This window comes from Streptomyces sp. NPDC038135 (assembly GCF_055601245.1).
On sequence record NZ_JBVJXS010000002.1, the window covers coordinates 430,478 to 442,779 of the forward strand.

General features: G+C 69.7%; 11 protein-coding genes. 10 read left to right on the forward strand and 1 reads right to left on the reverse strand.

The genetic code is table 11. From position 1 onward, the window contains the following. Positions 1–61: 61 nt before the first annotated feature. The 3 genes from ACZ7JA_RS06260 (at position 62) to ACZ7JA_RS06270 (ending at position 2,722) form a co-directional block, all read left to right on the forward strand. The gene (locus ACZ7JA_RS06260) at positions 62–727 is read left to right on the forward strand and encodes an ATP-dependent Clp protease proteolytic subunit (RefSeq protein ID WP_351659302.1); all 666 of its coding nucleotides are present in this window, start codon (positions 62–64) and stop codon (positions 725–727) included. Positions 728–898: 171 nt separating this feature from the next. Further along, a complete protein-coding gene (clpX, locus tag ACZ7JA_RS06265; protein WP_389299495.1) occupies positions 899–2,185 on the forward strand; it encodes an ATP-dependent Clp protease ATP-binding subunit ClpX in 1,287 nt (428 codons plus the stop codon). A 294-nt stretch (positions 2,186–2,479) separates the two neighbouring features. Next, complete coding sequence (locus tag ACZ7JA_RS06270; protein WP_351659308.1) at positions 2,480–2,722, forward strand: hypothetical protein; 243 nt, start codon at positions 2,480–2,482, stop codon at positions 2,720–2,722. Positions 2,723–2,831: 109 nt separating this feature from the next. On the opposite strand, the gene ACZ7JA_RS06275 is transcribed toward ACZ7JA_RS06270, so the two are convergent. After that, positions 2,832–3,797, reverse strand: a complete 966-nt coding sequence (locus ACZ7JA_RS06275; protein WP_351659311.1) for a hypothetical protein — start codon at positions 3,795–3,797, stop codon at positions 2,832–2,834. A 137-nt stretch (positions 3,798–3,934) separates the two neighbouring features. Between ACZ7JA_RS06275 and ACZ7JA_RS06280 the strand changes: the two genes are divergently transcribed. The 7 genes from ACZ7JA_RS06280 (at position 3,935) to mreD (ending at position 12,208) form a co-directional block, all read left to right on the forward strand. Beyond that, positions 3,935–6,565, forward strand: coding sequence for a valine--tRNA ligase (locus ACZ7JA_RS06280; RefSeq protein WP_351659314.1), 2,631 nt, complete (start codon positions 3,935–3,937; stop codon positions 6,563–6,565). Positions 6,566–6,681: 116 nt separating this feature from the next. Beyond that, positions 6,682–8,196: a bifunctional tetrahydrofolate synthase/dihydrofolate synthase gene (folC, locus tag ACZ7JA_RS06285; protein WP_470807455.1), complete on the forward strand. Its 1,515-nt coding sequence runs from the start codon at positions 6,682–6,684 to the stop codon at positions 8,194–8,196. A 10-nt stretch (positions 8,197–8,206) separates the two neighbouring features. After that, a complete protein-coding gene (locus ACZ7JA_RS06290; protein WP_351659320.1) occupies positions 8,207–8,578 on the forward strand; it encodes a DUF4233 domain-containing protein in 372 nt (123 codons plus the stop codon). A 63-nt stretch (positions 8,579–8,641) separates the two neighbouring features. Next, positions 8,642–9,055 carry a nucleoside-diphosphate kinase gene (gene ndk, locus ACZ7JA_RS06295; RefSeq protein ID WP_104780585.1) on the forward strand — a complete coding sequence of 138 codons (414 nt, stop codon included), beginning with the start codon at positions 8,642–8,644 and terminating at the stop codon, positions 9,053–9,055. 313 nt (positions 9,056–9,368) lie between these two features. Next, a complete protein-coding gene (locus ACZ7JA_RS06300) occupies positions 9,369–10,388 on the forward strand; it encodes a rod shape-determining protein (RefSeq protein WP_116151120.1) in 1,020 nt (339 codons plus the stop codon). Positions 10,389–10,575: 187 nt separating this feature from the next. Beyond that, the gene (gene mreC / locus ACZ7JA_RS06305; RefSeq protein WP_351659324.1) at positions 10,576–11,520 is read left to right on the forward strand and encodes a rod shape-determining protein MreC; all 945 of its coding nucleotides are present in this window, start codon (positions 10,576–10,578) and stop codon (positions 11,518–11,520) included. A gap of 13 nt (positions 11,521–11,533) precedes the next feature. Beyond that, on the forward strand, positions 11,534–12,208 hold the full coding sequence (gene mreD / locus ACZ7JA_RS06310) for a rod shape-determining protein MreD (RefSeq protein WP_351659327.1): 675 nt from the start codon (positions 11,534–11,536) through the stop codon (positions 12,206–12,208). Positions 12,209–12,302 lie beyond the last annotated feature (94 nt).

Sequence of the window (12,302 nt, forward strand, 5' to 3'; positions counted from 1 at the left end):
CCACGCCACGCACCGCCGAGAAACCAGCCCCCCGAACGCCACCAGGACGGTGAACACCCTCATGAGCAACTTCCCCGGCGCCGCCAGCGGCATGTACGAAGGGCCCCGGCCCGACAGCCGCTATGTCATCCCGCGCTTCGTCGAGCGCACCTCCCAGGGCATCCGCGAGTACGACCCGTACGCGAAGCTCTTCGAGGAGCGCGTGATCTTCCTGGGCGTCCAGATCGACGACGCCTCGGCCAACGACGTCATGGCGCAGCTCCTGTGCCTGGAGTCGATGGACCCCGACCGGGACATCTCGATCTACATCAACAGCCCGGGTGGCGACATGACGGCCCTCACGGCCATCTACGACACCATGCAGTTCGTGAAGCCGGACATCCAGACGGTGTGCATGGGCCAGGCGGCCTCCGCCGCGGCCATCCTGCTCGCCGCCGGCACCCCGGGCAAGCGCATGGCGCTGCCGAACTCGCGCGTGCTGATCCACCAGCCGGCCGGCTCCACCGGCCGCGGCCAGCTCTCCGACCTGGAGATCATCGCCAACGAGTTCACCCGGATGCGTGAGCAGCTGGAGAACATGCTGGCCAAGCACTCCAACCGGGCGATCGAGCAGGTCCGCGAGGACATCGAGCGCGACAAGATCCTCACCGCCGAGGAAGCGCTCGAGTACGGCATCGTCGACCAGATCATCTCCACCCGGAAGATGAACAACGAAGCGGTCCGCTGACCCAGGGCGGCGTACGCTCAGGCCCCCTTGGCAGGACTCACGTCAAAGTGAACCCTGCCAAGGGGGACCCGAACACGGGGCCCGGCAAGGTACCGTCGGACATAAGGCAGCACCAGGAGCCGCTGGACTCGAAAGCGTCCAGTCGTCTCCCAGGCGAAGGGGAAGCACACCGTGGCACGCATCGGTGACGGCGGCGATCTGCTCAAGTGCTCGTTCTGCGGCAAGAGCCAGAAGCAGGTCAAGAAGCTCATCGCAGGGCCCGGTGTGTACATCTGCGACGAGTGCATCGATCTCTGCAACGAGATCATCGAGGAGGAGCTCGCGGAGACCAGCGAGGTGCGCTGGGAGGAGCTTCCCAAGCCCCGCGAGATCTACGAGTTCCTCGAGGGCTACGTGGTCGGCCAGGAGGCCGCCAAGAAGGCCCTCTCCGTCGCGGTGTACAACCACTACAAGCGGGTCCAGGCGGGCGAGAACGGCGGCGCCCAGAGCCGTGAAGACGCCATCGAGCTGGCGAAGTCCAACATCCTGCTGCTCGGCCCCACGGGCTCGGGCAAGACGCTCCTGGCGCAGACCCTGGCCCGCATGCTGAACGTGCCCTTCGCGATCGCCGACGCCACGGCGCTGACCGAGGCGGGCTACGTCGGCGAGGACGTGGAGAACATCCTCCTCAAGCTGATCCAGGCGGCCGACTACGACGTCAAGAAGGCCGAGACCGGGATCATCTACATCGACGAGATCGACAAGGTGGCCCGCAAGAGCGAGAACCCGTCGATCACCCGCGACGTCTCCGGCGAGGGCGTCCAGCAGGCCCTGCTGAAGATCCTCGAGGGCACCACGGCCTCGGTTCCGCCGCAGGGCGGCCGCAAGCACCCGCACCAGGAGTTCATCCAGATCGACACGACGAACGTCCTGTTCATCGTGGGCGGCGCCTTCGCCGGCCTGGAGAAGATCATCGAGTCCCGGGCGGGCGCCAAGGGCATCGGCTTCGGCGCCACGATCCACTCCAAGCGCGAGCTGGAGGCCAAGGACCAGTTCGAGGACGTCATGCCCGAGGACCTGGTCAAGTTCGGCATGATCCCCGAGTTCATCGGCCGCCTGCCGGTGATCACCTCCGTGCACAACCTGGACCGCGAGGCCCTGCTCCAGATCCTGGTCGAGCCCCGCAACGCCCTGGTCAAGCAGTACCAGCGCCTCTTCGAACTCGACGGCGTGGAGCTGGACTTCGAGCGCGAGGCGCTGGAGGCCATCGCCGACCAGGCCATCCTCCGCCAGACCGGCGCCCGCGGCCTGCGCGCCATCATGGAGGAGGTCCTCATGTCGGTGATGTACGAGGTCCCGTCCCGCAAGGACGTCGCCCGCGTCGTCATCACGGCCGACGTCGTCCACTCCAACGTCAACCCCACCCTGATCCCCCGGGACGCCCGCGGCCGGGGCACCGGCGAGCAGAAGACGGCGTAGCCGCCGCGGCGGAACACGCGAAGGGGCCCCGGTCACCGACCGGGGCCCCTTCGCGTGCCACCGCGGCGCGCGTCAGCAGGCAGGCCGCCTTTCGATGTACGCCTGCCCGCTGACGCGTTCGCGCCATCGCGGGCGATATGCGCCATGTTTCCCGGACATCTCTGGCATCCGGCAGAGCTCCGTGATCTTCTGAACCCAGACCGAGTCGGGCACTCGTGCGAGTCGTCGGCTCTCGAAAACGGGAGGGTTCGAATGAAGCTCCAAATGGTGCGGATGTTAGGGACGGCAAGCGCGGTGGCAGCGGCAGTTGCCCTGCCGGTCATGGCGGCCGCACCAGCGAGCGCCACACAGGGCGCCTGTGCGAACTACGTGAGGAGCCACGGATACCTGGTCGGCCCTAAGGTGAAGGCGGCCTGCAGCCATGGGGCCCTCTTCTCGGGCGTCATCAAGGTTCCCAATGCCGCCTGCATCCTCGGACTCACCAGGGCCGGCGTGAACAAGGGCGAGGTCGTCCAGAACGCGTGCATGCGCGCCTGATCAAGAGGACGGCTGATCGCCCTCCTCCGGCTTCGGACCTGGTGAGACAGCAGAGGCGGCTCGGATCCCGAGCCGCCTTTCCGGAAGAGGAGTGCTGCGCAGAGGAGCGTCAGGCCTTGACGCGGACCTCCTTGCGGAACTTGGCCGTCAGCTCGGCCGCACCGGCGAGATCGGCGCTCTTGCCCGCCATCGCGTCCGCCATCTCGAGGCTGATGATCGCGCCCATCGTGCTGTGGTCGCCCCAGATGCAGACCGGCATGCTGATCGCGCTGGGGCCGCCGGACGAGGATCCGGTGGACGAGTCGCTCTTGTACTTGATCTCCTGGCACTTGAGGATCGCGCCGTCGAGCCCGCTGGGCGAGAAGGACTGCGGGCTGCCGATGACCTGGCCCTCTTTCCCGTCCTTCGCGGCGCTCTTCTTCATCTCGGCGAACATGCCGTCCACGACGGCCTCGGGGTTCTCGATGTCGCCGTATACGCCCATGAAGTTGATGACCTTGCCGGCGAGCGGATTGCTCTTGTCGCCGGACTGGTAGCCGGCGTGAACGTCCTCGGCGTTCTTCACGCCGTGCTTCTCGGCGTCTTTGACATCGTTCTCGTCGAAGCCGCCGCTGTCCTGGGCGGCCGACTTCTTGTAGTCGCCCAGCACGGTCGCCGGCGTCGTCAGCTTGTGGGGGCCGTCGTCCGCGACGTCCGAGCCGCCGCTGCCGCCCAGCACGAAGTACGCGCCCACCGCGATCGCCGCGACGACCGCCACCGCACCGATGATCAGGCCCGTCTTCTTCTTGCCGTCGCTCGGGGCCGGCGGCTGCGGCACGCCGTAGGGCTGCTGGGGGTAGGCGCCCGGCTGCTGACCGTACGGGTTCGGCTGCTGCGGCACACCGCCCTGCTGGGGGTAGCCGTAGCCGGGCTGCGGCGGGGCCGGGGGAGCCTGCTGGGGGTAGCCGTAGCCGGGCTGGGGCTGGGGTGCCTGCGGCTGCTGGCCGTAGGGTCCCGGCTGGCCGTAGGGACCGGGCTGCCCCGGCTGACCGGAAGGCGGCTGCTGGCCGTACGGGCCCGGCTGGTTGTTGCTCATTTCTGGGTTCCCCCTCAGATGCTTATGTGTTCCTGACATCCTGTCCCAGGTGGCGGGGGCCTACGGCACCGGGGGCCGCACCGTTACAGAACAAACGCGTTTCGGGACCACCCCGTGACACCCCTAAACTGACCCCCGTGACCGAGAACGCTCAGCAGCAGCCACCCGCGCCCGACACCGAACTGCCGACCCAGTACGCGCCGGCCGATGTAGAGGGGCCGCTGTACGAGCGCTGGGTGGAGCGGGGTTACTTCGAGGCGGACGCGAAGAGCGACAAGCCGCCGTACACGATCGTCATCCCGCCGCCGAACGTCACCGGCAGCCTCCACCTGGGCCACGCCTTCGAGCACACGCTCATCGACGCCCTGACCCGCCGCAAGCGCATGCAGGGCTTCGAGACGCTGTGGCAGCCGGGCATGGACCACGCCGGCATCGCCACCCAGAACGTCGTCGAGCGCGAGCTGGGCAAGGAGGGCAAGTCCCGCCACGACCTCGGCCGCGAGGCGTTCGTCGAGCGCGTCTGGCAGTGGAAGGGCGAGTCCGGCGGCCAGATCTCCGGCCAGATGCGCCGCCTCGGCGACGGCGTCGCCTGGTCGCGTGAGCGCTTCACCATGGACGAGGGCCTCTCGCAGGCCGTCCAGACCATCTTCAAGCGCCTCTACGACGACGAGCTGATCTACCGCGCCGAGCGCATCATCAACTGGTGCCCGCGCTGCCTCACCGCGATCTCGGACATCGAGGTCGAGTACCAGGACGACGACGGCGAGCTGGTCTCCATGAAGTACGGGGAGGGGGACGACACCATCGTCGTCGCCACCACCCGTGCCGAGACCATGCTCGGCGACACCGCCGTCGCGGTCCACCCGGACGACGAGCGGTACAAGCACCTCGTCGGCAAGCTCATCAGGCTCCCGCTCACCGACCGCTCCATCCCGGTCGTCGCGGACGAGCACGTCGACCCCGAGTTCGGCACCGGCGCGGTCAAGGTCACCCCGGCCCACGACCCGAACGACTTCGAGATCGGCCAGCGGCACGACCTGCCGTCCCTCACCGTGATGGACGAGCACGCCGTCATCACCGCGCACGGCCCCTTCCAGGGCCTGGACCGCCTCGAGGCCCGCTCCGCCATCGTCGCCGCGCTGCGCGCCGAGGGCCGGATCGTCGCCGAGAAGCGCCCCTACGTCCACTCCGTCGGCCACTGCTCGCGCTGCAAGACCACCATCGAGCCGCGCCTGTCCATGCAGTGGTGGGTCAAGGTCGGCCCGCTGGCCAAGGCCGCCGGCGACGCCGTCCGCGACGGCAAGGTCAAGATCCATCCGCAGGAGATGGAGAAGCGCTACTTCGACTGGGTCGACAACCTCCACGACTGGTGCATCTCGCGGCAGCTGTGGTGGGGCCACCGCATCCCGGTCTGGTACGGCCCGAACGGCGAGGTCGTCTGCGTCGGCCCCGACGAGCGGCCGCCCGGCACCGAGGCGGAGGGCTGGAAGCAGGACACCGACGTCCTCGACACCTGGTTCTCCTCCGGCCTGTGGCCGTTCTCCACCCTCGGCTGGCCCGAACAGACCGAGAGCCTCGCGAAGTTCTACCCGAACTCCGTCCTGGTCACCGGCTACGACATCCTCTTCTTCTGGGTCGCCCGGATGATGATGTTCGGCCTGTACGCGATGGACGGCACCCCGCCGTTCCACACCATCGCCCTGCACGGCATGGTCCGCGACCAGTTCGGCAAGAAGATGTCGAAGTCCTTCGGCAACGCGGTCAACCCGCTGGACTGGATGGACAAGTACGGCTCGGACGCCCTGCGCTTCACCCTCGCCCGCGGCGCCAACCCCGGTGTCGACGTGCCCATCGGCGAGGACTGGGTCCAGGGCTCGCGCAACTTCGCCAACAAGATCTGGAACGCCACCCGCTTCGCGCTGATGAACGGCGCGACGGTGGACGGCCCGCTGCCGGACGCGGCGAAGATGTCCGCCACCGACCGCTGGATCCTCTCCCGCCTCAACTCGGTCGTCGCCGAAGTCGACGCCTTCTACGACGACTTCCAGTTCGCCAAGCTGTCCGACGCCCTCTTCCACTTCGCGTGGGACGAGGTCTTCGACTGGTACGTCGAGCTGTCCAAGACCACGTTCCAGGCGGGCGGCGAGGCGGCCGAGGTCTCCAAGCGCGTCCTGGGCGAGGTCCTCGACGTCACGCTCCGGCTGCTGCACCCGGTCGTCCCGTTCGTCACCGAGACCCTGTGGACCACCCTCACGGGCGGCGAGTCGGTCGTCATCGCCGACTGGCCGAAGGACAGCGGCTTCCGCGACGCGGCCGCCGAGCGGGAGATCGAGACCCTCCAGTCCGTCATCACCGAGGTCCGCCGCTTCCGCGCCGACCAGGGCCTCCAGCCGGGGCAGCGGGTCCCGGCCCGGCTGGCCCTGGACGGCACGGCGCTGGCCCCGCACGAGGCCGCCATCCGCCAGCTGCTGCGCCTGCAGCCGGAGGGCGAGTCCTTCACGGCCACGGCCACCCTGCCGGTCGCCGGCGCCGAGGTCGCCCTCGACCTCTCCGGCACCATCGACGTGGCCGCCGAGCGCAAGCGCCTGGCGAAGGACCTGGCCGCCGCCGAGAAGGAGAAGGCCCAGTCCACCGCCAAGCTCGGCAACGAGGCCTTCCTGGCGAAGGCCCCGGAGAACGTGGTCGACAAGATCCGCACCCGCCTCGCCAAGGCCGATGAGGACATCGCCCGCATCCAGGCCCAGCTGGACAGGCTCCCGCAGGCCTAGCGCCGCGGCCCGCGCGGGCGCGGGACCCGCGTGAACGGCGGCCGAAGGCCCCCGGTGCTCCACGGCTCCGGGGGCCTTCGCCCACCCATGTCACCGCGCCTCCGTAGACTGGCAGCGTGAGCGACCACCCCGGCACCAGCGACACCCCCGACCCCCTCGACGGCTTCGACGAGATCATCGAGGCCGAGACCACCCGCGACCCCGACCTCGCCGTGATCGAGGCCGGCAGCCGCACCCTGCGCACCCAGGGCGGCCCGCCCGAGGCCGACGTACCGGCCCGGCCGGAGGACCCCGAGGTCGACAGGGCCCTGCGCGGGGTCGAGACGGAGCTGGCCACCCGCTGGGGCGAGACCAAGCTGGAGCCGTCCGTCAGCCGGATCGCCGCCCTGATGGACGTCCTCGGCGAGCCCCAGCGCTCGTACCCCTCGATCCACATCACCGGGACCAACGGCAAGACCTCCACGGCCCGCATGATCGAGGCCCTGCTCGGCGCCTTCGAGCTGCGCACCGGGCGCTACACGAGCCCGCACGTGCAGTCGATCACCGAGCGGATCAGCCTGGACGGCGCGCCGATCGCCGCCGAGCGGTTCATCGAGACGTACCGGGACATCAAGCCGTACATCGAGATGGTCGACGCCTCGCAGGAGTACCGGCTGTCCTTCTTCGAGGTGCTCACCGGAATGGCCTACGCGGCCTTCGCCGACGCCCCGGTCGACGTGGCCGTGGTGGAAGTGGGCATGGGCGGCTCCTGGGACGCCACCAACGTGATCGACGGCGACGTCGCCGTGATCACCCCCATCGGGCTCGACCACACCGACCGGCTCGGGAACACGCCGGGGGAGATCGCGGGGGAGAAGGGCGGCGTCATCAAGCAGGGCGCGACCGTGATCCTGGCGCAGCAGCCGGTGGACGCGGCGCAGGTGCTGCTGAAGAAGGCCGTCGAGGTCGACGCCACCGTGGCCCGCGAGGGCCTGGAGTTCGGCGTGACCGCCCGGCAGATCGCCGTCGGCGGCCAGCTCCTCACCCTGCGCGGCCTGGGCGGTGAGTACGAGGAGGTCTACCTCCCGCTGCACGGCGCCCACCAGGCGCACAACGCGGCCGTCGCGCTCGCCGCCGTGGAGGCGTTCTTCGGGGTCGGCGCGCAGCGCGCGGAGCGGCTGGACATCGACGCGGTGCGCAGGGCCTTCGCGGCCGTCTCCTCGCCGGGGCGCCTGGAGATCGTACGGCGCTCTCCCACCGTCGTCCTGGACGCCGCCCACAACCCGCCGGGCGCCGAGGCCGCCGCCGAGGCCGTGCGGGAGGCCTTCGACTTCAGCAGGCTGATCGGCGTGGTCGGGGCGAGCGGCGACAAGAACGTCCGCGGCCTGCTGGAGGCCTTCGAGCCGATCTTCGCCGAGGTCGTCGTCACCCAGAACTCCAGCCACCGCGCCATGGACGCGGACGAGCTGGCCGCGATCGCCGTCGAGGTGTTCGGCGAGGACCGCGTCCAGGTCGAGCCGCGGCTGCCGGAGGCCCTGGAGGCCGCGATCACGCTGGCCGAGGAGGAGGGCGAGTTCGCGGGCGGCGGGGTGCTGGTCACCGGCTCGGTCATCACGGTGGGCGAGGCCCGCCTGCTCCTGGGAAAGGGCTGAGGAGTCCGTCGTGCGTACGCTCTGTTCATCGACCCTGATCGGCGAGTTCTTCGTCATCGGGTTCGCCGCCCTCGTGGCCATGAAGGACCCGGACCTGTCCACGTCCACGGTATGGCTGGTCAGCGGCATCGCCATGGTCCTGTGCGTGCTGCTGTGCGGCGTGGTGACCCGGCCGGGCGGCGTCGCCCTCGGCTGGGCGCTCCAGCTCGCCCTGATCGCCTCCGGCGTCTTCGTCCCGACCATGTACTTCATGGGCGCGGTGTTCGCGGCCCTGTGGTGGGCCTCGGTCCACTACGGGCGGAAGGTCGACGAGGCGAAGGCCAGGTTCGCGGCCCAGGGGGAGCCGGCCGAGTCCGGCCCCTCTACACCTGACGCTGCGTGACGGCGGCGCGGACACGCCCTGTAACCTCGAGCCACCGCACATGTCAGTCGTAAGGAGCCCTTCGTGAGCCAGCGCACCCTCGTCCTCCTCAAGCCCGACGCCGTCCGTCGCGGCCTGACCGGCGAGATCATCAGCCGTATCGAGCGCAAGGCCGGCTGGCAGATCACCGCGCTGGAGCTGCGCACCCTGGACCAGGACACGCTGGAGCAGCACTACGGCGAGCACAAGGGCAAGCCCTTCTACGAGCCGCTGGTGGAGTTCATGGCCTCCGGCCCGGTCGTGGCGCTGATCGTCGAGGGCGAGCGGGTCATCGAGGGGCTGCGCGCGCTGGCCGGCCCGACCGACCCGATCGCCGCCGCGCCCGGCTCCATCCGGGGCGACTACGGCGTGATCGTCCGGGAGAACCTGATCCACGCGTCGGACTCGGAGGAGTCCGCCGAACGCGAGGTGAAGATCTTCTTCCCGGGCCGCGCCTGAGCCCCCACCTGGCGGAATTTCCGCGAATTTTTCTGATGGGCCGTCAGGTCTGCTCGGAGCCCTGACCAGGGACGGCCGTACCTTTTCGGCCGTCCTTCGGCATATGCGTTGCCGATCGGGGGAACGTGTGCCCCCGATGGGCCGTCTCCAGAAGCGGGGCGGCCCGCCATCTGATGACAATGGCGGAGACCCTCGCGCAGTGTTCGTGCAGGCGCGTTTACGATGGAAGCCTTCACGTCACAGCACCCGCCTCGCCGACCTGATATGCCCTCAAAAGCCCAGGAAGGCCAGATGAATCCGGATGGGGAACTCAATGTCGTTCATCGGCCGTGACATGGCTGTCGACCTCGGGACCGCCAACACGCTGGTGTACGTCAGGGGTCGCGGCATCGTGCTCAACGAGCCGTCCGTCGTCGCCATCAACACCAACACCGGCGGCATCCTCGCGGTCGGCGCCGAGGCGAAGAAGATGATCGGCCGCACGCCGGGCAACATCGTCGCCGTACGTCCGCTGAAGGACGGCGTGATCGCCGACTTCGAGATCACCGAGCGCATGCTGCGCTACTTCATCCTCAAGATCCACAAGCGGCGTTACCTCGCCCGCCCGCGCGTCGTGGTCTGCGTGCCCTCGGGCATCACGGGCGTCGAGCGCCGCGCCGTCATCGAGGCGTCCTCCCAGGCCGGCGCCCGCCAGGTGCACATCATCGAGGAGCCCATGGCGGCCGCCATCGGCTCCGGCCTGCCGGTCCACGAGGCCACCGGCAACATGGTCGTGGACATCGGCGGCGGCACCACGGAGGTCGCGGTCATCTCGCTCGGCGGCATCGTCACCGCCCAGTCCATCCGGGTCGCGGGCGACGAACTGGACAACGCGATCATCCAGTACATCAAGAAGGAGTACAGCCTGCTGCTGGGCGAGCGCACGGCCGAGCAGATCAAGATCACGATCGGTTCCGCGTACGAACTCGACGCCGACGAGCACACCGAGGTGCGCGGCCGCGACCTGGTCTCCGGGCTGCCGAAGACCGTGGTCATCTCCGCCGCCGAGGTCCGCAAGGCCATCGAGGAACCGGTCAACGCCATCGTCGACGCCGTCAAGACCACCCTCGACAAGTGCCCGCCGGAGCTGTCCGGCGACATCATGGACCGGGGAATCGTGCTGACCGGCGGCGGCGCCCTGCTGCGCGGTCTGGACGAGCGGCTGCGGCGCGAGACCGGAATGCCGATCCACATCGCCGAGGACCCGCTGGACAGCGTGGCGCTCGGCTCCGGCAAGTGCGTCGAGGAGTTCGAGGCGCTGCAGCAGGTACTGGACGCCCAGCCCCGCCGATGAGCGGGCTCCCCGGATCCGCCGAACGGGCGGCTCCGGGACTCCGCCGTACGAGACGATCCCTCTCGTACGGCGGGTCGTTGACATAGGCACAAGCTCCCGCATACAGACCCCCAGGCTCGGCGCTCCACCATCGGCGCACCACCGGGGGTCCCCCAATTCCACTCGAGGAAGGGCACGGCCGCCGCACGTGAGGGACACGAAAGAGAGCCGGCTGCTCCTGGTCCTGCTGGTCGCCATCGCGTTCGCGCTGATCACGGTGGACATCCGAGGGGGCCGGAACTCCCCCGTCGACGGAGCCCGGCAGGCCGCCGCGGCGGCGTTCGGCCCGATCGAGAACGGGCTGTCCTCGGCGGTGAACCCGGTCGGCGACGCCGTCTCCGCCGTCCGTGACTCCGGCACCCGCCACGACCGGCTCGCCACGCTGGAGAAGGAGAACGCGGCCCTCAAGGCGAAGCTCGGCAGCGACGACCGCAACCGCAGCCGCCTGAACCAGCTCGACAGGATGCTGAAGATCGCCGGCGAGGGCCAGTACGGCATCAAGGGCGCCCAGGTCATCGCCATAGGGTCGGCGCAGGGCTTCTCCTGGACCATCACCATCGACGCGGGCGCCAACGACGGCATCGAGCGGGACATGACCGTGCTGAACGGCGACGGACTCGTCGGCCGCGTCACCACCGTCGGCCCGGACACCTCCACCGTCCTGCTCGCCAACGATCCCGACTTCACCGTCGGCACCCGCATGGAGAACAGCGACGAACTCGGTTTCGCCTCCGGTCAGGGCGACCGCCCGCTGCGGGTGGAACTCCTCAACGGCAAGGCCGAGGTGAAGAAGGGCGACCGGCTCGTCACCTTCGGCTCGCAGGCGGACAAGCCCTTCGTGCCCGGCGTCCCGGTCGGCGTGGTCTCCCGGATCGACCCCTCCGGCAGCGGCCTCACCCGCACCCTCTACGTCACGCCGTACGTCGGCTTCACCAAGCTGGACGTCGTCGGCGTGGTCGTCCAGGGCCCGAAGCGGGACCCGCGCGACGAGGTCCTGCCGGCCAAGCCCAAGCCGACCCCGACGCCGACCGTGACCGTCACGGTCAGTCCGTCGGCCTCGGCCGGCGCGTCCGACACCAACGAGCAGCAGTAGGAGCGGAATCCCCATGCGCCTCAACCGGATCCTGCTCTCGATCGCGCTGGTCGTCGTCGCCCTGGTGATCCAGGTGAGCGTCCTCGCCCGCCTGCACCTGCCCGGCGCCGTCCCCGACCTGCTGCTGCTCACCGTCCTCGGCCTCGCCATGGTCTACGGCCACGTCGGCGGCGCCCTCGTCGGCTTCGGCGCCGGACTGCTCGCCGACCTCGCCCCGCCCGCCGACCACGCGGCCGGCCGCTACGCCCTGGTGCTGTGCGTCATCGGCTACTTCGCCGGGCTCATCAAGCCGGAGAACGGCCGGCTGAAGTCCGCCACCGGCCCGATGGCCGTCGTGGTCGCCGCCGCCGTCGGCTCCACCCTGCTGTACGCGGGCGTCGGCGCCCTGGTCGGCGACACCGCCGCCCGCCATGTCGGCCTGCCCGGACTGCTGTTCTCGGCCGCCCTGTACGACCTGCTGCTGGCCCCCTTCGTGGTCCCCGGGATCATGTGGCTGGCGCGCCGCTCCGACAACGACCCGCTCGCCGAGACCAGCCCCGCAGCCAAGGCCGGGGACATCTCCTCCGGCTGGCTCTCCTCCGGCACCGGACTGAGCGTCGGCAACCGGCGCCGCCTCGGCACCCTGAAGGCCAAGGCCCGCACCCGCTCCACCAGGGTCGGCCGTATCAAGGGGGTCAAGCGGCTGTGAACGCACCAGAGTTCACCCGAACGGGGCAATCGCGGCGGAACGGCGGCGCACAGGCCGATCGTTCATCATTCGTCCGCGCACACACGTCAGCGCA